General features: G+C 73.1%; 18 protein-coding genes. 10 read left to right on the plus strand and 8 right to left on the minus strand.

The genetic code is table 11. From position 1 onward, the window contains the following. Nucleotides 1-181 precede the first annotated feature (181 nt). The 3 genes from gltB (at nucleotide 182) to FHS34_RS36240 (ending at nucleotide 7,069) form a co-directional block, all read left to right on the plus strand. Nucleotides 182-4,774 (plus strand): glutamate synthase large subunit, encoded by a 4,593-nt coding sequence (gene gltB / locus FHS34_RS36230; protein WP_184973617.1) that lies wholly within the window; start codon nucleotides 182-184, stop codon nucleotides 4,772-4,774. Next, complete coding sequence (locus FHS34_RS36235; RefSeq protein WP_184973619.1) at nucleotides 4,767-6,230, plus strand: glutamate synthase subunit beta; 1,464 nt, start codon at nucleotides 4,767-4,769, stop codon at nucleotides 6,228-6,230. Before gltB ends, FHS34_RS36235 begins: the two co-directional genes overlap by 8 nt. Before the next feature lie 113 nt (nucleotides 6,231-6,343). Beyond that, on the plus strand, nucleotides 6,344-7,069 hold the full coding sequence (locus FHS34_RS36240; RefSeq protein ID WP_184973621.1) for a VWA domain-containing protein: 726 nt from the start codon (nucleotides 6,344-6,346) through the stop codon (nucleotides 7,067-7,069). Nucleotides 7,070-7,175: 106 nt separating this feature from the next. Here FHS34_RS36240 and FHS34_RS36245 read toward each other — a convergent pair whose 3' ends face one another. Together FHS34_RS36245 and FHS34_RS36250 are read right to left on the minus strand one after the other, a co-directional pair. Next, a complete protein-coding gene (locus tag FHS34_RS36245) occupies nucleotides 7,176-8,129 on the minus strand; it encodes an acyl-CoA dehydrogenase family protein (protein ID WP_184973624.1) in 954 nt (317 codons plus the stop codon). Then, nucleotides 8,129-9,268 carry an acyl-CoA dehydrogenase family protein gene (locus tag FHS34_RS36250; RefSeq protein WP_184973657.1) on the minus strand — a complete coding sequence of 380 codons (1,140 nt, stop codon included), beginning with the start codon at nucleotides 9,266-9,268 and terminating at the stop codon, nucleotides 8,129-8,131. The genes FHS34_RS36245 and FHS34_RS36250 overlap by 1 nt, the downstream gene beginning before the upstream one ends. Nucleotides 9,269-9,320: 52 nt before the next feature. Between FHS34_RS36250 and FHS34_RS36255 the strand changes: the two genes are divergently transcribed. Genes FHS34_RS36255 through FHS34_RS36265 form a run of 3 tightly spaced genes read left to right on the plus strand, consistent with a single transcriptional unit; the run spans nucleotide 9,321 to nucleotide 11,925 of the window. Next, nucleotides 9,321-10,106, plus strand: coding sequence for an SDR family oxidoreductase (locus tag FHS34_RS36255; protein ID WP_184973625.1), 786 nt, complete (start codon nucleotides 9,321-9,323; stop codon nucleotides 10,104-10,106). 26 nt (nucleotides 10,107-10,132) lie between these two features. Then, on the plus strand, nucleotides 10,133-10,744 hold the full coding sequence (locus FHS34_RS36260; protein ID WP_184973627.1) for a TetR/AcrR family transcriptional regulator: 612 nt from the start codon (nucleotides 10,133-10,135) through the stop codon (nucleotides 10,742-10,744). A 23-nt stretch (nucleotides 10,745-10,767) separates the two neighbouring features. Next, nucleotides 10,768-11,925 carry an acetyl-CoA C-acetyltransferase gene (locus FHS34_RS36265; protein ID WP_184973629.1) on the plus strand — a complete coding sequence of 386 codons (1,158 nt, stop codon included), beginning with the start codon at nucleotides 10,768-10,770 and terminating at the stop codon, nucleotides 11,923-11,925. Between the two features lie 74 nt (nucleotides 11,926-11,999). On the opposite strand, the gene FHS34_RS36270 is transcribed toward FHS34_RS36265, so the two are convergent. Genes FHS34_RS36270 through FHS34_RS36285 form a run of 4 tightly spaced genes read right to left on the minus strand, consistent with a single transcriptional unit; the run spans nucleotide 12,000 to nucleotide 15,396 of the window. Then, complete coding sequence (locus FHS34_RS36270; RefSeq protein ID WP_184973659.1) at nucleotides 12,000-13,064, minus strand: NAD(P)H-dependent flavin oxidoreductase; 1,065 nt, start codon at nucleotides 13,062-13,064, stop codon at nucleotides 12,000-12,002. Then, nucleotides 13,064-13,804, minus strand: coding sequence for a CoA-transferase subunit beta (locus FHS34_RS36275; RefSeq protein WP_184973632.1), 741 nt, complete (start codon nucleotides 13,802-13,804; stop codon nucleotides 13,064-13,066). Before FHS34_RS36275 ends, FHS34_RS36270 begins: the two co-directional genes overlap by 1 nt. Continuing rightward, the gene (locus FHS34_RS36280; protein WP_184973634.1) at nucleotides 13,801-14,652 is read right to left on the minus strand and encodes a CoA transferase subunit A; all 852 of its coding nucleotides are present in this window, start codon (nucleotides 14,650-14,652) and stop codon (nucleotides 13,801-13,803) included. The genes FHS34_RS36275 and FHS34_RS36280 overlap by 4 nt, the downstream gene beginning before the upstream one ends. Continuing rightward, a complete protein-coding gene (locus FHS34_RS36285; RefSeq protein WP_184973636.1) occupies nucleotides 14,653-15,396 on the minus strand; it encodes an enoyl-CoA hydratase family protein in 744 nt (247 codons plus the stop codon). An 85-nt stretch (nucleotides 15,397-15,481) separates the two neighbouring features. Between FHS34_RS36285 and FHS34_RS36290 the strand changes: the two genes are divergently transcribed. Together FHS34_RS36290 and FHS34_RS36295 are read left to right on the plus strand one after the other, a co-directional pair. Then, nucleotides 15,482-16,258 carry an SDR family oxidoreductase gene (locus FHS34_RS36290; protein WP_225817739.1) on the plus strand — a complete coding sequence of 259 codons (777 nt, stop codon included), beginning with the start codon at nucleotides 15,482-15,484 and terminating at the stop codon, nucleotides 16,256-16,258. A gap of 1 nt (nucleotide 16,259) precedes the next feature. Further along, complete coding sequence (locus FHS34_RS36295) at nucleotides 16,260-17,165, plus strand: SDR family oxidoreductase (protein ID WP_184973638.1); 906 nt, start codon at nucleotides 16,260-16,262, stop codon at nucleotides 17,163-17,165. 201 nt (nucleotides 17,166-17,366) lie between these two features. Here the strand turns inward: FHS34_RS36295 and FHS34_RS36300 are convergent, their stop codons facing one another. Together FHS34_RS36300 and FHS34_RS36305 are read right to left on the minus strand one after the other, a co-directional pair. Next, nucleotides 17,367-18,248: a hypothetical protein gene (locus FHS34_RS36300; protein ID WP_184973640.1), complete on the minus strand. Its 882-nt coding sequence runs from the start codon at nucleotides 18,246-18,248 to the stop codon at nucleotides 17,367-17,369. Nucleotides 18,249-18,312: 64 nt separating this feature from the next. After that, complete coding sequence (locus tag FHS34_RS36305) at nucleotides 18,313-20,067, minus strand: glycoside hydrolase family 35 protein (protein WP_184973642.1); 1,755 nt, start codon at nucleotides 20,065-20,067, stop codon at nucleotides 18,313-18,315. A 221-nt stretch (nucleotides 20,068-20,288) separates the two neighbouring features. Between FHS34_RS36305 and FHS34_RS36310 the strand changes: the two genes are divergently transcribed. Further along, nucleotides 20,289-21,179 carry a helix-turn-helix domain-containing protein gene (locus FHS34_RS36310; RefSeq protein ID WP_184973644.1) on the plus strand — a complete coding sequence of 297 codons (891 nt, stop codon included), beginning with the start codon at nucleotides 20,289-20,291 and terminating at the stop codon, nucleotides 21,177-21,179. A gap of 34 nt (nucleotides 21,180-21,213) precedes the next feature. Continuing rightward, nucleotides 21,214-21,559: chorismate mutase (locus FHS34_RS36315; protein ID WP_184973646.1), on the plus strand; the 346-nt coding region annotated here is incomplete at its 3' end.

Consider the following 21,559-nt stretch of genomic DNA (forward strand, 5'->3'; position numbering starts at 1 on the left):
GGCACTCGCCGCGTCCGCATGCACCTCGGCCGCGACCGCGGCGTCCGCATGTTGGAACGGCCTATCCGGTTCCCGGAAACCGCCCCATCATGTAATCTGCACGAAATTTTGATCTCACGCAGAGGGCCAACGTCGTCCCTCGGCACTTGCCACATGCCTCATGACGACGACGGGAGAGCCGATGCGTACGCCGCGCCAGCCGTCCCAGCATTCCTCGAATGGCCAGAACTGGTCGTTCATGGATGCTCGCCCTGCTGCACAGGGTATGTACGACCCCCGCAACGAACACGACGCGTGCGGCGTCGGTTTCGTCGCCACCCTTACCGGCGAGGCGTCCCACACCCTGGTCGAACAGGCGCTCACCGTTCTTCGCAACCTGGAGCACCGCGGTGCCACCGGCTCTGAGCCCGACTCGGGCGACGGCGCGGGAATCCTCTCCCAGGTGCCGGACGCCTTCCTCCGTGAAGTGGCCGGATTCGACCTTCCCGCGGCCGGTGCCTACGCGGTAGGTATCGCGTTCCTGCCGGGGGACGGGACCGAGGACGCCGTCTCACGTATCGAGACGATCGCCGGCGAGGAGGGGCTGACCGTCCTCGGCTGGCGCGAGGTCCCGGTCGCCCCCGAGCTGCTGGGTGCCACCGCCCGCTCGACCATGCCGGTCTTCCGGCAGGTCTTCGTGGCCGACGGCGCCAGCGAGGGCATCGCCCTGGACCGCAAGGCGTTCACGCTGCGCAAGCGCGCCGAGCGCGAGGCCGGTGTCTACTTCCCGTCGCTCTCCGCGCGCACGATCGTCTACAAGGGCATGCTGACCACCGGCCAGCTGGAGCCCTTCTTCCCGGACCTCTCCGACCGCCGCTTCGCCTCGGCCGTCGCGCTCGTCCACTCGCGCTTCTCCACGAACACCTTCCCGTCGTGGCCGCTCGCGCACCCCTACCGCTTCGTCGCGCACAACGGTGAGATCAACACCGTCAAGGGCAACCGCAACTGGATGCGCGCCCGTGAGTCGCAGCTGGTCTCCGACCTCTTCGGCGACCGGAACCTGGACCGCGTCTTCCCGGTCTGTACGCCGGACGCCTCCGACTCCGCCTCCTTCGACGAGGTGCTGGAGCTGCTGCACCTGGGCGGCCGCTCGCTGCCGCACTCGGTGCTGATGATGATCCCGGAGGCGTGGGAGAACCACGACTCCATGGACCCGGCCCGGCGCGCCTTCTACCAGTTCCACTCCACGATGATGGAGCCCTGGGACGGCCCCGCCTGCGTCACCTTCACCGACGGCACCCAGGTCGGCGCCGTGCTCGACCGCAACGGTCTGCGCCCCGGCCGCTACTGGGTCACCGACGAAGGCCTCGTGGTCCTCGGCTCCGAGGTCGGCGTCCTGGACATCGACCCGGCCAAGGTCGTCCGCAAGGGCCGCCTGCAGCCCGGCAAGATGTTCCTCGTCGACACCGCCGAGCACCGCATCATCGAGGACGACGAGATCAAGGCGTCCCTCGCCGCCGAGCAGCCGTACGCCGAGTGGCTGGAGGCCGGCGAGATCGAGCTGGGCGACCTGCCCGAGCGCGAGCACATCGTCCACACCCACGCCTCGGTCACCCGCCGCCAGCAGACCTTCGGCTACACCGAGGAGGAGCTGCGCGTCATCCTCGCGCCGATGGCCCGCAGCGCCGCCGAGCCGATCGGCTCCATGGGCACCGACAGCCCGATCGCGGCCCTGTCCGAGCGCCCGCGGCTGCTCTTCGACTACTTCACCCAGCTGTTCGCACAGGTCACCAACCCGCCGCTGGACGCGATCCGCGAGGAACTGGTCACCTCCCTGCGCTCGTCGCTGGGCCCGGAGGGCAACCTGCTGGAGCCCACGGCCGCCTCGTGCCGCTCGGTGACCCTGCCCTTCCCGGTCATCGACAACGACGAGCTGGCCAAGCTCATCCACATCAACGCCGACGGCGACATGCCCGGCTTCAAGGCCGCGACCCTCTCCGGCCTGTACCGGGTCTCCGGCGGCGGTGACACGCTCGCCGCGCGCATCGAGGAGATCTGCGCCGAGGCCGACGCGGCCATCGAGAACGGCGCCCGCCTGATCGTCCTGTCGGACCGGCACTCGGACGCCGAGCACGCGCCGATCCCGTCGCTGCTGCTCACCGCGGCCGTCCACCACCACCTCATCCGCACCAAGCAGCGCACCCACGTGGGCCTGCTGGTCGAGGCCGGCGACGTCCGCGAGGTCCACCACGTCGCGCTGCTGATCGGCTTCGGCGCCGCGGCCGTGAACCCGTACCTGGCGATGGAGTCCGTCGAGGACCTGGTCCGCGCGGGCACCTTCCTGTCGGACATCGAGGCCGAGCAGGCCATCCGCAACCTGATCTACGCCCTCGGCAAGGGCGTCCTGAAGGTCATGTCCAAGATGGGCATCTCCACCGTCGCCTCCTACCGCGGCGCCCAGGTCTTCGAGGCCGTCGGCCTGGACGAGGCCTTCGTGGAGAAGTACTTCAACGGCACCGCCACCAAGATCGGCGGCGTCGGCATCGACGTCATCGCCGAGGAGGTCGCCGCCCGCCACGCCAAGGCGTACCCGGCCTCCGGCATCGCCCCGGCGCACCGCGCGCTGGAGATCGGCGGCGAGTACCAGTGGCGCCGCGAGGGCGAGCCGCACCTGTTCGACCCGGAGACGGTCTTCCGCCTCCAGCACTCCACGCGCACCGGCCGCTTCGACATCTTCAAGAAGTACACGGACCGCGTGAACGAGCAGTCCGAGCGCCTGATGACGCTGCGCGGCCTGTTCGGCTTCAAGTCCGACCGGCAGCCGATCTCCGTCGACGAGGTCGAGCCGGTCAGCGAGATCGTCAAGCGCTTCTCCACCGGCGCCATGTCGTACGGCTCCATCTCCAAGGAGGCGCACGAGACCCTCGCCATCGCCATGAACCAGCTGGGCGGCAAGTCCAACACCGGTGAGGGCGGCGAGGACCCGGACCGCCTGTACGACCCGGCGCGCCGCTCCGCCATCAAGCAGGTCGCCTCCGGCCGCTTCGGTGTGACCTCGGAGTACCTGGTCAACGCGGACGACATCCAGATCAAGATGGCCCAGGGCGCCAAGCCCGGCGAGGGCGGCCAGCTGCCCGGCCACAAGGTCTACCCGTGGGTCGCCAAGACGCGTCACTCGACACCGGGCGTGGGCCTGATCTCCCCGCCGCCGCACCACGACATCTACTCCATCGAGGATCTGGCCCAGCTGATCCACGACCTGAAGAACGCGAACCCGCAGGCGCGGATTCACGTGAAGCTGGTCTCCGAGGTCGGCGTCGGCACGGTCGCGGCCGGTGTGTCCAAGGCACACGCGGACGTCGTCCTCATCTCCGGCCACGACGGCGGCACCGGCGCCTCCCCGCTGACCTCGCTGAAGCACGCGGGCGGACCCTGGGAGCTGGGCCTCGCCGAGACCCAGCAGACCCTGCTGCTCAACGGCCTGCGCGACCGCATCGTCGTGCAGACCGACGGCCAGCTGAAGACCGGCCGTGACGTGGTCATCGCCGCGCTGCTCGGCGCCGAGGAGTTCGGTTTCGCGACCGCCCCGCTCGTCGTCTCCGGCTGCGTCATGATGCGCGTCTGCCACCTGGACACCTGCCCGGTCGGCATCGCCACCCAGAACCCGATCCTGCGCGACCGCTTCGCCGGCCAGGCCGAGTACGTCGTGAACTTCTTCCGGTTCATCGCCGAAGAGGTCCGCGAGATCCTCGCCGAGCTGGGCTTCCGCTCCATCGAGGAGGCCGTCGGCCACGCCGAGGCCCTGGACGTCGAGCGCGCGGTCGACCACTGGAAGGCGCAGGGCCTGGACCTGGCGCCGCTGTTCCACGTGCCCGAGCTGCCGGAGGGCGCGGTGCGCCACCAGCTGGTCGAGCAGGACCACGGCCTGGAGAAGGCCCTGGACAACGAGCTGATCAAGCTCGCCGCCGACGCCCTCGCCGCGAACGACGCGACCGAGGCCCAGCCGGTGCGCGCCCAGGTCGCCATCCGCAACATCAACCGCACGGTCGGCACCATGCTCGGCCACGAGGTGACGAAGAAGTTCGGCGGCGCGGGCCTGCCCGACGACACCGTCGACATCACCTTCACCGGCTCCGCCGGCCAGTCCTTCGGCGCGTTCCTGCCGCGCGGCGTCACGCTGCGCCTGGAGGGCGACGCCAACGACTACGTCGGCAAAGGCCTCTCCGGCGGCCGGATCGTCGTCCGCCCGGACCGGGCCGCCGACCACCTCGCCGAGTACTCGACCATCGCGGGCAACACCATCGGCTACGGCGCCACCGGCGGCGAGATGTTCCTGCGCGGCCGTACCGGCGAGCGGTTCTGCGTCCGCAACTCGGGTGCCCTGGTCGTCTCCGAGGGCGTGGGCGACCACGGCTGCGAGTACATGACCGGCGGTCACGCCGTCGTCCTCGGCCCGACCGGCCGCAACTTCGCGGCGGGCATGTCCGGCGGCGTCGCCTACGTCATCGACCTCGACCGCGACAACGTCAACGCCGGCAACGCCGGCTCCGTCGAGGCGCTGGACGACACGGACAGGCAGTGGCTGCACGACGTGGTGCGCCGCCACGCCGAGGAGACCGGCTCGACCGTCGCCGAGAAGCTGCTCGCCGACTGGGACACGGCCGCGGAGCGGTTCAGCAAGATCATCCCCAGCACGTACAAGGCAGTGCTCGCCGCCAAGGACGCCGCCGAGCGAGCCGGTCTGACCGAGACCGAGATCACCGAGAAGATGATGGAGGCGGCGATCAATGGCTGACCCGAAGGGCTTCCTGAACCACGGCCGTGAGGTCGCCAAGACCCGTCCCGTCGGTGAGCGCGTCAAGGACTGGAACGAGGTCTACGTCCCCGGCTCCCTGCTGCCGATCATCAGCAAGCAGGCCAGCCGCTGCATGGACTGCGGCATCCCGTTCTGCCACAACGGCTGTCCGCTGGGGAACCTGATCCCCGAGTGGAACGACTACGCCTACCGCGAGGACTGGGCCGCGGCCCAGGAGCGCCTGCACGCGACCAACAACTTCCCGGAGTTCACCGGCCGCCTCTGCCCGGCCCCCTGCGAGTCGGCGTGCGTGCTGGGCATCAACCAGCCGCCGGTCACCATCAAGAACGTCGAGGTCTCGATCATCGACAAGGCGTGGGAGACCGGGGACGTCGCCCCGCAGATCCCCGAGCGCCTGTCCGGCAAGACCGTCGCCGTCATCGGTTCGGGCCCGGCGGGCCTCGCCGCCGCCCAGCAGCTGACCCGGGCCGGCCACACGGTCGCCGTCTACGAGCGCGCGGACCGCGTCGGAGGCCTCCTCCGGTACGGCATCCCCGAGTTCAAGATGGAGAAGCGGCACATCAACCGCCGTATCGAGCAGATGCGCGCGGAGGGCACCCGCTTCCGCACCGGTGTGGAGATCGGCCGCGACCTCAACGCCCGCGACCTGAAGAAGCGGTACGACGCGATCGTGATCGCCGCCGGCGCCACGACCGCCCGCGACCTGCCGGTGCCCGGCCGCGAGCTCAAGGGCGTCTACCAGGCGATGGAGTACCTGCCCCTGGCGAACAAGGTCCAGGAGGGCGACTACGTCACCACGCCGATCTCGGCCGAGGGCAAGCACGTCGTCGTCATCGGCGGCGGCGACACCGGCGCCGACTGCGTGGGCACCGCCCACCGGCAGGGCGCGGCCTCCGTCACCCAGCTGGAGATCATGCCCCGCCCGAACGACGAGCGGCACGCGACCGGCCAGCCCTGGCCGACCTTCCCGGTCCTCTACAAGGTCACCTCGGCCCACGAGGAGGGCGGCGAGCGGATCTACTCCGCCTCCACCACCCACTTCGAGGGCGACGAGGACGGCAACGTCCAGTGGCTGCACCTGGCCGAGGTGGAGTTCGTCGACGGCAAGCTGACCTCGAAGCCGGGCACCGAGCGCAAGATCCCGGCGCAGCTGGTGACCCTCGCGATGGGCTTCACCGGCACCGACCGGGAGAACGGCCTGGTGGAGCAGTTTGGTCTGGACCTCGACGAGCGCGGTAACATCGCCCGCGACGCAGACTTCCAGACCAACGTGCCGGGTGTGTTCGTCGCCGGTGACGCCGGCCGCGGCCAGTCCCTCATCGTGTGGGCGATCGCGGAGGGCCGCTCGGCCGCCCGCGGAGTCGACCGCCACCTGACCGGTGCCAGCGATCTGCCGGCCCCGATCCGCCCCACGGACCGCGCCCTGGCGGTCTGACGGCACCCCGAGAACGTCCCGTACAACGGCGTACGGAACACTGACGACGCCTGCCCCGTCCCCGACCGGACCCGGGCAGGCGTCGTCGCATGTCCGCACGCCGAGGGGGAGCCATGGCCGCGATCAGTCTGCGCAAGGTGGAGGAGACCGCGCCCGCCCTCGTCGGCGCCTACCGGTCGGCCGGGGTGTCGCTCACCAAGCACGGCCTGGACGGAGTGCGCGCCGCCGTCTACCTCGTCGTCGACTACTCGGGCTCGATGAAGCCCTACTACCAGGACGGCAGCGTGCAGGCCCTCGCCGACCGGGTCCTGGGGCTGTCGGCGCACCTGGACGACGACGGGCGCGTGCCCGTGGTGTTCTTCTCCACGGACGTCGACGCGGTCACCGACATCGCCCTCGCCGGGCACCGGGGCCGGATCGAGCGGATCGCGGCGGGTCTCGGCCACATGGGCAGGACCAGCTACCACCTGGCGATGGACGCCGTCATCGACCACTACCTGGACAGCGGGGCCACCGCCCCCGCCCTGGTCGTCTTCCAGACCGACGGCGGCCCGATCAACAAGCTCGCCGCCGAGCGCTATCTGTGCAAGGCCGCCCGGCTGCCGCTGTTCTGGCAGTTCGTCGGGTTCGGAGATCCGGGCAGCCGGCAGTTCGAGTTCCTGCGGAAACTGGACGAGCTGGCGGTGCCCGGCAAGCGGGCCGTGGACAACGCGGGGTTCTTCCACGCGGGCCGGGACCCCCGGCAGGTCTCCGACGCCGAACTGTACGACCGGCTCGTCGGCGAGTTCCCCAAGTGGCTGTCGGCCGCGCGGGCCCTGGGGATCGTACGGCCCTTCTGACCCCGGCCCGGCGGTCGGGCCGTGCGGCCGGGGTGCAGCCCGCCGGCCGCTCGAACTGTTCCCCGGTGAGGGCGAGTCGCCTCCCTGGCCCGGTGCCGGCCGCCCCCTAGAGCCCCTCCGTCAGCACCAGCTCCCGGCACTCCTCCGGCGTCCCCCACGCCGAGTGCAGCGCCCGTGCCCTGGTCAGCCACAGGGACAGGCCGTACTCCGCCGTGTACCCGATCGCGCCGTGCAGGTGCAGTGCCGTACGGGCCGTACGGTACGCCGCCTCGCACGCCGTGAGCTTGGCCGCGGCCACCTCCGCCGGGCGCAGGGACACCGCCGCTCCGAAGAGCAGCGGGCGGGCGAACTCCAGGGCCGTCTTCGCGTCGGCCAGGCGGTGCTTGACCGCCTGGAAGGAGCCGACGGGAACCCCGAACTGGGTGCGCTGCCGTACGTGGGCGACGGTGCGGTCCAGCAGGGCCAGTCCGACGCCGAGGGCCTGGGCGGCGGTGGCCAGCCGAATCCAGGTGAGCGCCCGGTCGTACGGCGCGGCCGGGGCGAGGAGTTCGCCGCCGGGGGCGAGCGGGGTCAGCCGGCGGGCGGGATCCAGCGAGCGGCGCACCGGTCCGGGGGCCGCCGTGGACAGGTACAGGCCGTCGGGCGCCGGGGCCAGGCGCAGGGAGGCCGCGTCGCCGTCGACGGCGTGACCGCCGGGCGCCGCCACCGTCGCCACGTCCTTCCCGGCCGCCAGGCCGGGCAGGAAGCGCCCCGCCAGCGGGGGACCGCCGAGGAGCACGGCCGCCCCGACCGTCTCCGCGAGCGGACCGGGCACCGCGTGCCGCCCCAGCTCCACGAAGGCCACCGCCAGTTCCACCGGATGCGGCCCCAGCCCGCCGTACTCCTCCGGCACCGCGAGGCCGAACACCCCGGCCTCGGCGATCCGCGACCACAGCGCGCGCCCGCTCGTGTGGTCGCCGCGGCTCCAGTCCCGGACCACCGCCGGGGTGTCCGCGGCGGTCAGCATCGCGTGCAGCGAGGCGGCGAAGGCGCGCTGGTCGGCGTCGAGGAGGAAGCGCATCAGCGGCGTCCCTTCGGCAGGCCGAGCAGCCGCTCGGCGATGATGTCGCGCTGGATCTCGTTCGTGCCCGCGTAGATGGGCCCGGCGAGGGAGAAGACGTATCCCTCGGCCCAGGCGCCGTCGGCCAGTTCGCCCTCCAAGCCCAGCAGGTCGAGCGCCGTCTCGTGCAGGGCGAGGTCCAGCTCGGACCAGAACACCTTGTTCATGCTGGACTCCGGGCCGAGCCGGTCGCCCTCCTGCACCCGGGCGGCGGCGGCATAGGTGAACAGCTGGTAGGCGCGGGCCGCGATCAGGGCGTCCGCCACCCCGGCGCGGGCGTGCCCCGGTGATCCCCGGTCCCGCCACAGGTCCCGCAGCCGCGCGGCCGAGGCCAGGAAGCGGCCCGGGGAGCGCAGGGTCAGCCCGCGTTCGTCGGCCGCCGTGGACATCGCGATCCGCCAGCCCTGCCCCGGCTCGCCGATCACGTCCTCGTCCGGGACGAACACGTCGTCCAGGAACAGCTCCGCGAAGGCCGGCTTGCCGTCCAGCCGGCCGATCGGGCGGACGGTCACACCGGGTGCCCGCAGGTCGAACATCAGGTACGTGAGCCCCTGGTGCGGCCTGGGGGCGCCGGGGTCGCTGCGGAACAGCCCGAAGGCGCGGTCCGCGAAGGCTGCCCTGGACGACCAGGTCTTCTGCCCGTCGAGCAGCCAGCCGCCGTCCGTCCGCACCGCCCGGGAGGAGAGCGCGGCGAGGTCCGAGCCCGCCTCCGGCTCCGACCACGCCTGCGCCCACACCACCTCGCCGGTGGCCATCGGCGGCAGCACGCGCGCGCGTTGCTCCGGCGTGCCGTACGCGAAGAGGGTCGGCGCGAGCAGGCTGACGCCGTTCTGGCCGACCCGGCCCGGCGCGCCCGCCGCCCAGTACTCCTCCTCGAAGACCAGCCGGCCGACGAGCCCCGCGTCCCGGCCGCCGTACCGCTCCGGCCAGGACACCACCGACCAGCGGTCCGCGGCCAGTTCCGCCTCCCACGCACGGTGGGCCGCGAAGCCCTCCGCCGTCTCCAGGGACGGCAGCGGTGTGCGCGGCACATGCGCGTCCAGCCAGGCCCGGGCCCGCGTGCGGAACTGCTCGTCGGCCGGGGAGTGGGTCAGGTCCACGGTGACGTCACCGTCCTTCCCTAACAAGTGTTTGGTAGGTTAGCGTGGTCGCATGACAGACGTCGAGAGCCCGGCCTACGTCCCCGGGCACGGACTGCTGCGCGGGCGCACCGCCGTCGTCACCGCGGCGGCCGGCACCGGCATCGGCGGAGCCACCGCGCGCCGCCTCCTGGAAGAGGGCGCACGGGTGCTGATCAGCGACGCCCACCCGCGCCGGCTGAAGGAGCACGAGGCCGCACTGGGGCGGGAGTTCCCCGGCGCGGTCACCGCGGTGCCGTGCGACGTCACCGACGAGACCCAGGTGCGGGCGCTGTTCGACGCGGCCGCGGCCACGCACGGACGGCTGGACATCGTCGTCAACAACGCCGGCCTCGGCGGCACTTCCACCCTCGTCGACATGACGGACGAACAGTGGACCCGCGTCCTGGACGTCACCCTGAACGGCACCTTCCGCTGCACCCGGGCCGCCCTGCGCGCCATGCGCGGGACCGGCGGCGGGGTGATCGTGAACAACGCCTCCGTCGTCGGCTGGCGCGCCCAGGCCGGACAGGCCCACTACGCCGCCGCCAAGGCCGGTGTGATGGCGCTGACCCGGTGCGCGGCGATCGAGGCCGCCGCGTTCGGCGTACGCATCAACGCGGTCGCCCCCAGCCTGGTGACCCACCCCCACCTGGAGAAGGTCACCTCCGCCGGCCTGCTCGCCGAGCTGACCGAGCGGGAGGCCTTCGGGCGGTCCGCGCTGCCCTGGGAGGTGGCCAACGTGATCGTCTTCCTCGCCTCCGGCTACTCCTCCTACATGACCGGCGAGGTCGTCGCCGTCAGCAGCCGGCACCCGTGAGGACCGGAGCAGACCACAATGGGTGCGTGCCGACCAAGAAGAAGCCCCAGGTGACCGCGGCAGCGGCCCGGCGCGGCGAGCTCCTCAGCACCGCTGCCGAGGTCTTCGCCGAGCATGGCTACAACGCCACCACCGTCCGCAGGATCGCCGACCACGCCGGGATGCTCGCGGGCAGCCTCTACTACCACTTCGACTCCAAGGAGTCGATGCTCGAGGAGATCCTGCGGACCTTCCTCGACGAGCTGTGGGACGGCTACGACACCGTCCTCGCCTCCGGACTCGGGCCCCGCGAGACGCTGGAGGCCCTGGTCACCGAGTCCTTCCGGGAGATCGACCGGCACCGCGCCGCCGTCGCGATCTACCAGAAGGAGAGCAGACAGCTCGTCGCCCAGGACCGGTTCGCCTTCCTCGCCGAGTCCCAGCGCCGGTTCGAGGAGGCGTGGCTCAGCACACTGGAACGCGGGGTCGCCGACCGGGTCTTCCGCGCGGACCTGGACATACGGCTCACCTACCGGTTCGTACGGGACACCGTGTGGGTCGCCGCCTCCTGGTACCGGCCCGGCGGCCGGCACAGCCCCGAGGAGATCGCCCGGCAGTACCTGTCGATGGTGCTGGACGGGATCGCCGTACGCGCATAGCCCTTTCCTGTGAGGGAGTTGCCATGGCCGAGGCCTACATCGTCGAAGCGGTCCGCACGCCCGTCGGACGGCGCGGGGGAGGACTCAGCGCGGTCCACCCGGCCGACCTGGGCGCGCACGTGCTGAAAGAGCTGATGGAGCGCTCCGGGATCGACCCGGCCGCCGTGGAGGACGTGGTCTTCGGCTGCCTGGACACGGTGGGGCCGCAGGCCGGGGACATCGCCCGCACCTGCTGGCTGGCCGCGGGCCTCCCCGAGGAGGTGCCCGGCGTCACCGTCGACCGCCAGTGCGGCTCCTCCCAGCAGGCCGTGCACTTCGCCGCGCAGGCCGTGCTCTCCGGCACCCAGGACCTGGTGGTCGCGGGCGGCGTGCAGAACATGTCCCAGGTCCCCATCGCCTTCGCCTCCCGGCAGGCCGCCGTCCCCCTCGGCCTGACCGACGGCCCCTTCCTCGGCAGCACCGGCTGGCGCGCCCGCTACGGCGACCAGCCCGTCAACCAGTTCTCCGGCGCCGAGATGATCGCCGCCCGGTGGGGCATCGGCCGCGAGGAACAGGAGGAGTTCGCACTGCGCTCGCACCGGCGGGCGATCCGGGCGATCGACACCGGCCGCTTCGACCGCGAGACCGTCCCCTGCGGCAAGGTCACCGTCGACGAGGGCCCCCGCCGGGACACCTCCCCGGAGAAGATGGCCGCGCTCAAGCCCGTCCTCGACGGCGGCACCGTCACCGCCGCCTGCTCCTCCCAGGTCTCCGACGGGGCCGCCGCCCTGCTGCTCGCCTCCGAGCGGGCGGTACGGGACCACGGGCTGCGCCCCCGCGCCCGCGTCCACCACCTCTCCGCGCGCGGCGAGGACCCCATCCGCATGCTCTCTGCCCCCATCCCGGCCACCGCGCACGCCCTGAGGAAGACCGGCCTGACCCTCGACGCCATCGACCTGGTCGAGATCAACGAGGCCTTCGCGCCGGTCGTCCTCGCCTGGCTGAAGGAGACCGGCGCCGACCCCGGCAAGGTCAACGTCAACGGCGGCGCGATCGCCCTCGGCCACCCGCTCGGCGCGACCGGCGCCCGGCTGATGACGACCCTGCTGCACGAACTGGAACGCACCGGCGGCCGGTACGGCCTCCAGACGATGTGCGAGGGCGGCGGCCAGGCCAACGTGACCATCGTCGAACGGCTCTGAGGACAGCCCGGGACACCGCCCCCGAACCCGCGCGCCGAGGGGGCCGCCCGGACCGCCGACGCGAACCCCGGGGCTCAGGAGCGCATCGGAGCACCCCCCGCCCGCAGCGCACCGATGACCTCCCCGGCCTGCGCCATCACCCGCTCCACCAGCTCCGCGCACGACGGCAGGTCGTCGATCACCCCGGCGACCTGCCCGGCCGCCATCACGCCGAGGTCCGTACGCCCGTCCACCATCGCCGACCTCAGCAGCATCGGCGTGTTCGCGGCGAGCAGCACCTGACTCCAGGACAGCTCCTTGGCGTGTCTGAGGGCCAGGCCGTCGCGGATCAGCTGCCGCCGGCCGAGCCCGGACAGCCGCCGGAAGCGGGCCGCCTCCCGGACCGCGCGGCCGAACGCCCGTACGCGGCCCGACCGCTCCAGCGCGTCCACCAGCTCCGAACGCAGCATCCGGTGCGGCAGCCCGTCCACCGCCCGCGTCACGGTGACGTCCCGGACCGTTGCCGCCAGATACCGGGCCTTCACCGCGTCCGGCACCGTCGAGTCGGAGGTGAGGAGGAACCGCGTGCCCATCGCCACCCCGGCCGCCCCGTACGCCAGCGCCGCCACCAGGCCCCGCCCGTCGAAGAAGCCGCCCGCCGCCACCACCGGTATCCGCACCGCGTCCACCACCTGCGGCAGCAGCACGCTCGTCGCCACCTCACCGGTGTGCCCGCCCCCCTCGCCGCCCTGCACGATCACCGCGTCCGCGCCCCAGGCCGCCACCTTCTCGGCATGCCGCCGGGCGCCGACGGACGGGATCACCACCACGCCCCCGGCCTTCAGTTCGGCGATCAGCTCGGGGGAAGGCGCCAGGGCGAAGGAGGCCACCCGGACGCCCTCCTCCAGCAGGATCCGCACCCGGTCCGCCGCATCGCCCGCGTCGGCCCGGAGATTCACCCCGAACGGCGCCCCGGTACGGGACCGCACCTCCCGTATCGCGTCGCGCAGCCGCTCGCGTGTCATCGTCGCCGAGGCCAGGATGCCGAGGGCGCCGGCCTCCGCCACCGCCGAGACCAGACGCGGTCCGGCCACCCACCCCATCCCCGTCTGCACGACCGGATGGCGGACCCCGACCAGCCGGGTCAGCGCGGTCTCCATCATCCCCCTGCCCCCTCCGGCACCTCGCGCGAGCGCGCCCCGTCCGGGTCCAGCACCTCACGGATCAGCCGCAGCTCCGCCGCCCCGGGCTCCCTGGTGCACGGCACCTCGTCCGGCACGGCCAGCGGGAACCCCGTCGCCTCCCGCACCTGCTCCACGCTCACCCCCGGATGCACCGAGACCAGCCGCATGGAGTGGTCCGGGGTCGCGAAGTCGAGCACACCGAGGTCGGTGACGACCCGGACGATGCGGTGGAAGCGCGCCGCGGCGCCCAGCCCGGCCGCCCGGTCGTACCCCACCCCGCACACCAGGTCCACCCGCTCCACGAACACCCGCCGGGAGTGTCTCGGAACCCAGTAACTCGTCGGGTTGTTCAGTGTGTTCAGCGGAGCCCCGCGGACCCCGAGCAGCTGTCTGCGGGGGCGCTCCCAGTCGCCGATGCAGGAGATGTTCTGGTTGCCGTACCGGTCGAGCTGGCTCGCGCCCATCATCACGTGCCGCCGCCCGCCCGCCACCAGCTCCAGGTGCTGCCGGTAGGGCAGCCAGCCCTCCGGGGTGCCGTCCGGGCGGACCAGCAGGGCCTCGCCGTCCGTCAGCAGCAGGTCCGGCGCGAAGGTGAGCCGGGCCAGCCGCGCGCCCAGCGAGGGGATGAGGCCCATCGGGCTGGCCAGGATCTCCCCCGCCCCGCGCCAGGCCTCGGCGCAGGCGATCACGCAGTACTCGGCGCGACCGGCCCTCATCGCTCCCGCCCCTTCCGCCATTCCCGGACCGCCGTCCGGTAGCCCGCCTCGTCCCCGCCGAGGAAGCGGCCGGTGAACTCCGGCCAGGGCGTGGCCGTGTACAGCCGCTGGAACTCCTCGTCCCTGCCGTACTCCGGTGCGCAGGACGTGAAGTGCGCGCCCTCCGGCGCCTCCACCACCCCGGTCACCGCGAGCCGCTTGAGCAGCAGCGACTGCGGGGCGGCCGCCTTCGTCAGCTCGGCGGTGTCCACGATCCGTTCGCAGGAGACGTAGGCCGCGTCCGCCGCCTCGCAGAACAGGTCGTCGAAGTACGGGTCCGGACCCAGACACTGTCCGTTGCCCAGCCGGTCGGCCCGGTTGACGTGCACGAGCGCCGCGTCCAGCCGCAGCGCGGGCATGGCCGTGAACGTCTCCCCGTCCGCGTACGGCGACGTCACCGTGCGCAGCTCCGGGTTCACCCGCATGACGTCCGAGCCGATCCCCGCCCGCACCGGCAGGAAGGGCAGCCGCTGCGCCGCCGCGCGCAGCCCCCACTGGAACATCCCCTCGTCGACCTCCGTCAGCTCGAAGCCGCCACGCTCGCGTGCCGCCCGGTAGTGCGGTTCGAGCGGGACGGAGTCCAGGGTGACGAAGGCGGTGACCAGCTTGCGGATCCGGCCGGCGGCGGCCAGCATGCCGACGTCCGGACCGCCGTACGAGACGACGGTGAGATCGCCGATGCCGGACCGCAGCAGCGCCCGGACCAGCGCCATCGGCTTGCGGCGGGAGCCCCAGCCGCCGATGCCCAGGGTCATGCCGGAGGCCAGCCGGGAGACCACCTCCTCGGCGGTCATCGTCTTGTCGCCCATCTACACCTCCTCCTTCCCGAACGTGTCGCGGACCCGGTCGGCCAGTCCGCTCAGATTGGCCTCGAAGGTGAAGCCCTGCTCGAAGCGGTAGCTGCGGCGCACATCGACCGGATCGATGCCGTTGAGGGCGGACTTGGCCATGCGCAGCAGCCTGCCGTCCTTGGCGGCGATCTCACGGGCCAGCTCCCGTGCCGCCCCCGGCAGCTGCGCGCGCGGCACCATACGCCAGACCGAGCCGTGCCCGTGCAGCTCGGCGGCGCTCGCGGTGCGTCCCGTGTAGTACATGGTGCGCATCAGGTGCTGGGGGACCAGCCGGGCCAGATGGGTCGCGGCGCCCAGCGCGCCCCGGTCCAGCTCGGGCAGCCCGAAGGCGGCGTCCTCGCTCGCCACCACCGCGTCCGCGTTGCCCACCAGGCCGATCCCGCCGCCCAGGCAGAAGCCCTGCACGGCCGCGACGACGGGCGTCTCGCACTCGTAGACCGCGGCGAAGGCCTCCGCGCAGCCCTGGTTGGCGTCGATCAGGGCCTGCCGCCCGGTTGCCTGTATCTCCTTGATGTCCACGCCCGCGTTGAACCCCCGCCCCTCGGCGGCCAGCACCACGCACCGCACCTCCGGGTCCCGGCCGGCCTCGCGCACGGCGTCGGCCAGGGCGAACCAGCCGCGCACCGGCAGCGCGTTGACCGGCGGATAGTCGACGGTGACCACGGAAATCCCCTTTTCCGGGGACGAACGGGAGACACCCATGGGCGCATCAGCTACCTTTCCACCAAACATTTGTTAGGTGCGAGGGTTCGAAGCTAGCAGTCGGCACGGACAAGCGGGAGGGCCTGTGGACAACTCACTGCGCGGCAGCACCGTCGTGGTCACCGGAGGCACCCGGGGAGTGGGCGCCGGCATCGCCCGGGCCTTCGCCGAGGCGGGCGCCCGCGTCCTCGCCTGCGCCCGCAGACCCCCCGAACACCCGCTCGCCGGCGTTGAGTTCACCCCGCTGGACCTGCGCGACCCGCCCGCCGTCCGGGCCTTCTTCGCCGGACTGCCCCGGCTGGACGTCCTCGTCAACAACGCCGGCGGCACCCCCTTCCGGCGCCTCGCCGACGCGGGCGCCGAGCGGCACGCCAAGGTCATCGAACTGAACCTGATCACCCCGCTGACCGCGTCCCTCGCCGCCTACGAACACCTCAGGCGCAGCAGGGGCTCGATCCTGATGGTCGGCAGCGTCAGCGGCGGCCGCCCCTCGCCCGGTTCGGCCGCCTATGGCGCGGCCAAGGCGGGACTCGCCAGCCTGGCCTCCTCGATGGCCGTGGAATGGGCGCCGGAGATCCGGGTCAACACCCTCGTGGCCGGCATGGTCCACACCGACTCGTCCCACCTCCACTACGGCGGCCCCGACGGCGTCGCCGCCGTCTCCCGCACCGTCCCGCTGGGCCGGCTGGCCCTCCCCGCCGACGTCGGAGCCGCCGCCGTCTTCCTCGCCTCCGACGCCGCCGCCTACATCAGCGGGGCGAGCCTGCACGTGCACGGCGGCGGGGAACGGCCCGCCTTCCTGGACGCCGCGACCGCCGGCCCCGACGTCCCGGACACCCCGACCGCCGGCAAGGAGAGCTGAGATGAGCGGAATCTGCACCGGCCGGGTCGTCGTCGTCACCGGGGCCGGCCGCGGACTCGGCCGCGCGCACGCCCTCGCCTTCGCGGCCGAGGGCGCCCGGCTGGTCGTCAACGATCTCGGCGTCGCACTGGACGGGGCGCCGGCCGGAGCGAGCCCCGCGGACGCCGTCGTGGCGGAGATCCGCGCCGCGGGCGGCGAGGCGGTGGCGCACGGCGGGGACATCGCCACGGCCGACGGCGCCGCCTCCCTGATACGGACCGCCCTCGACACGTACGGCCGCCTCGACACCCTGGTGAACAACGCCGGTTTCCTGCGCGACCGCATGCTGGTCAACCTCGGCGAGGACGACTGGGACGCGGTGATCCGGGTCCATCTCAAGGGCCACTTCCTGCCGATGCGGCACGCCGCCGCGCACTGGCGCGCCGAGGCCAAGGCGGGACGCGTCCCGGTGGCCCGGGTCGTGAACACCAGCAGCGGAGCCGGCCTGCTGGGCTCGGTCGGACAGGGCAACTACAGCGCCGCCAAGGCCGGGATCGTCGGCCTCACGCTCGTCGCGGCCGCCGAACTGGCCCGCTACGGCGTCCAGGTCAACGCGGTGGCACCGGCCGCCCGGACCCGCATGACGGAGCGCGCCTTCGCCACGGCCATGGCGGCCCCGGCCGCCGGTTTCGACGCCATGGCACCGGAGAACGTCTCCCCGCTCGTGGTCTGGCTCGGCTCGGCCGGGAGCGCGGAGGTGACCGGCCGGGTGTTCGAGGCCGACGGCGGCCGGATCACCGTCATGGAGGGCTGGCGCCCCGGCCCCACCACCGACAAGGGCGCCCGCTGGACACCCGCCGAGGCGGGCGAGGCGACCCGCGAACTGCTCGCCGCGGCCGAGCCGCCGGGGCGGGTCCACGGCACATGACGCCACCGCGGCGCCACCACGACCGGCGACGACACGGCGGTGCGGGCACGTCCCCCTCGGGCGAAGCCGGCAGCGGGGGAGCGGTGCCAGGGCCCGCGAGCCGACATGATCCGCACGAGCGGGCCCGAGGTGACCGTACGGCCCCGGGGGTGGACGTGCGGCCCCGGTGGTGACCGTGCGGCCCCGCCCGTGTCCGGCGGACTACGTGTCGCACTCCAGTACGGTCCGGCACAACCCGCACCGCGCCCTGACCCGCCCCCGCACCGGCACCCTGATCCGCTGGTGGCAGGTCGGGCAGGGAAACGAGACCCGCAGCCGGCCGGCGGGATCCGGGGTGAACGCGTAGGGGACCGCCGACGGGGCGGTGGCGGCGTGCCGGCGGTCGTGCGCGTAGCGGCGGCGGCCCGCCCAGCCCGCCCCGGTCAGCGGCGGCTGCTGCCCGTCCTGGCGGGCCCGGGCCAGCCCCTTGACGTAGGCGGTGTACGCCTGCGGGCTGGTGAACCACACGGAAGGGTCCTCCCCCAGCAGCAGGGCCCGCTTGGCCAGGACGTAACCGAACTCCTCCGGGGTGAGATAGCCGAGCTTCTGCGAGGAGACCGCGTCCTCCCGGTAGGCGTCCAGCAGCAGCCAGCCCGCGCCCAGGTAGGCCGTCGTGGTGTCCGTCAGGATCTCGTTCTCCGCCGTCGTCGGGAACGACAGGCCCAGGCGGTGCAGATAGACGTGCGCCACCTCGTGGGCGAGCGCTGCGCCGATGTCCCCGCGATGGGTGCGGAAACGGTCGTTCAGTTCCACGAAGTACTCCGGGCCCGCCGTCAGTTCGACGTTCGCCGCGTGGGTCATCTCCCGGAAGCCGACGATCAGCCGCGCGTCCGGCAGCCGGAAGTGCCGCACGATCTCCCGGGCCACGCGCTGCGCACCCAGATGCAGGTCATCGGTGTCGCAGAAGGCCACGTCGGCGGGGGCGACGCTGGCCGAGAACGTCTCGATGGTGTCCCGGGACAGACGCCGGTACAACGCGGTGACGGCGGCCCGCACCGTCTCCAGGTGCGGGTACCCGTGCTCGACCGGTCCGCCGTTCGCCACCTCGGCACCCCCAAAGACGCCGGAACTCCGCCCGGCCTCCACTGTAGGCGCGGCGGGCCGCCGGTCACACGGGCAGCAGCCGGGGCGCCGGCCGGTCCGGATCCACCCCCTGCAGCTCCAGCACCCACACCTCGTTCTCCCCCTCCCGCAGCACCGGCCCGGGCACGTACAGGGACCGCTGCGGGCCCACCGACCAGTAGCGGCCCAGGCCGAACCCGTTGACCCAGACGAAGCCACGGGTCCAGCCGGGCAGCTCCAGCCGCGCGTCCCCGGCCCCGCGGACCGTGACACCGCCCCGGTACAGCCCCGCGACGCCCTCCCCGGGCGGCGCGCCGTACGGCACCGCCGCCACACCGCCGGCGAAGGCGTCCAGGTCCAGCCCACGCGCGCGTACCCCGTGCAGATACTGCCGCTCGTGCAGGATGCCGCCGGTGATCCCCTTGGCCTCGCCGAAGCGCGGCCCGTAGTTCACCCTTCCGAGGGACTCCACCCACAGCTCCACGCACGCGGGACCCGCGACGGGCTCCTTCAGCCGGGGCTCCTCCTCGGTGAGCACCCCGGCCCGCTCGCCGTCGACGTACACCACCGCCAGGTCCCGCAGCCCGCGCACAGTCAGCGGATACGGCTGCCGGGGCCCAGGCACGTCCACCTCGTAGCGCACCAGGCCCCGGGTGACGCTCAGTTCCTCGAAGGTGGGCGGCACCGGTGCCACCGTCTCCTCGCCGCCCAGCGTCCGAAGGACGTCCCCGAGGGAGGACCAGCCGTCGAGGGTCACCTCCGCCGGCCGGCCCAGCGGCGCGGGCCGCTGCGGCGGTTGGGGCAGGGGACCGGCGTGGTACTCCGCCAGCACCTCGCGGAAGCGCCAGAACTTCTCCGTCGGGCGGCCGTACTCGTCCACGGGCGCGTCGTAGTCGTACGACGTCACGTCCGGCTCCAGCGGACCCTCGTGCAGAGCGCCGCCCCGATTGGCGCCCGCCCAGCCGTCGAAACTCGTGCCGCCGTGCGCCATGTAGAGGTTCACCGACGCCCCGCACTCCAGGATCTCCCGCAGCACGCCCGCGGCCTCCCCGGGGTCCCGCACGGCGTGCTCGCCGCCCCAGTGGCCGAACCAGCCGCACCAGAACTCCATGCACATCAGCGGGCCCGTGGGGCGGTGCCGGCGCAGCGTGGCGAACGCCTCGCGCGCGTGGGAGCCGAAGTTCACCGTGGCGAGCACGCCGGGCAGCGAGCCGCCGGTCAGCATGTGGTCCTCGGGGCCGTCCGAGGTGAACAGCGCGGCCGTGACGCCCTGGGCGCGCAGCAGACCGGCCAGCCGCTCCAGATAGCCGGTGTCGCTGCCGTAGCTGCCGTACTCGTTCTCGACCTGCACCAGGATCACCGGGCCGTCCCGATCGATCTGCCGGGGCACGATCTCCCGCGCCAGATGACGGAACCAGCGCCGTACATGGGACAGATAACGCTCGTCCCGCGTACGCGCGCGCGTGCCCGGCTCACCCGTCACCCAGGGCGGCAGACCGCCGTTCTCCCACTCGGCGCAGATGTAGGGGCCCGGCCGCACGATCGCCCACAGGCCCGCCTCCCCCACCGCGTCCAGGAACCGGCCGAGCGCCCGCACGTCCCGGTGGGCGCCCGGCACCGGCCGGTGCAGGTTCCACGGCACGTAGGTCTCCACGCAGTTCAGGCCCATCGCCCGCAGCATCGCCAGCCGGTGCCGCCAATGGCCCTCGTGCACCCGGAAGTAGTGCAGCGCCCCGGACAACAGCCGTACCGGCCGCCCGTCCAGCAGGAAGTCCGCTTCCCCCACCGTGAACTCGCTCATGCCGCCCACCCTCATCCCTTCCGGTGATCAGCGCCATGGACGAAGATCGGCGCTGCTTGGACAAAAGTCCGCGGGCCCGGCCCCCGAGAGCCCGCGGGCACGGCCCGTGAGAGTCCGTGAGAAATCGCGGGCACGGTCCGTGAGCGTCCGCGGACACCGAATCCGCGGGAGCCCGCCGGCACCGAATCCGCGGGGACCCGCCGGCACCGGGAGGAGCGCCGATGTACCGGACCTGGATGCGGTTCTTCAGCCCCGCCCCCGCCCACCACCGCCTCGGCCTGGTCTGTCTGGGCGTCGGCCTGCAGCACGGCGCGCTGCCCACCGTCGGCCCACGCACGCTCGACCACCACGTGGCCGTGGTGATCAGCTCGGGCGGCGGCTGGTACCGGGGCGCCGACGGCCGCCGTACCACCGTCACCGCGCCCGCCCTGCTGTGGCTCACCCCCGGCGTGCCCCACCACTACGCGCCCGACCCGGACACCGGCTGGGACGAGGGCTTCGTCGACTTCGCCGGACCCGCCACCACGGCCTACCGCGAACTCGGCTACATCGAACCCGACCGGCCCGTCGTCCCCCTCTCCGACGCCTCCGGCCCCCGCGCCGTCATCACCCGCATCGCCCGCGCCGCCCGCCGCGGCAACCCCCTGCTGGAGGTGGAGACCGGCGCCGCCGTCCACGAACTCCTCGTCGCCCTGCGCCGCGCCCGCGCCGACCTCGCCCCCGACGGCGACCAGGTCCTCGCGGCCCTGGCCCGTGACGCCTGCGCGCCGATGAGCGTCGCCGACCACGCCGCCCGGCACGGCATGACCACGGCCGAGCTGCGCGGCGCCGTCCGCCGCGCCGCCGGATGCAGCCCCAAGGACTACCTGCTCGGCATCCGCCTCGGCCGCGCCAAGGAACTCCTCGCCACCACCGAACTGCCCGTCGCGGCCGTCGCCCGCCGCGTCGGCTACGACGACCCCGCCTACTTCTCCCGGCTGTTCACCCGCCGCGTCGGCCTCGCCCCCGTACGGTTCCGCGCCCAGCAGGGCCGCGCCGTCCCCGGCGGCTGGAGCGACCGCGTCCCGGACCCCGGCGACCCACCGATGATCCACTCCCCGGACGCCCCGTAGGGCCGGGCCGGTCCAGCACATAGGGTTGACCCCCATGACCACCAGCAACACCGGCACCGGTGCCGTGGACCCCGAGGTCCGTCAGGAACTGGAACGGCTGCGCGACAGCATCGACAACATCGACGCGGCCGTCGTCCACATGCTCGCCGAGCGCTTCAAGGCCACCCAGCAGGTCGGCCGCCTCAAGGCGCTGCACCAGCTGCCGCCCGCCGACCCCGGCCGGGAGGCCCGGCAGATCGACCGGCTGCGCCGCCTCGCCGAGAACGCCAAGCTCGATCCCGCGTTCGCCGAGAAGTTCCTGAACTTCATCATCGCTGAAGTGATCAGACACCACGAAAGCCTCGCCGACGAGGCCCTGACCAGCAACGGAACCTCAGAGT

Source organism: Streptomyces echinatus, from assembly GCF_014203595.1.
Classification (GTDB): domain Bacteria; phylum Actinomycetota; class Actinomycetes; order Streptomycetales; family Streptomycetaceae; genus Streptomyces; species Streptomyces echinatus.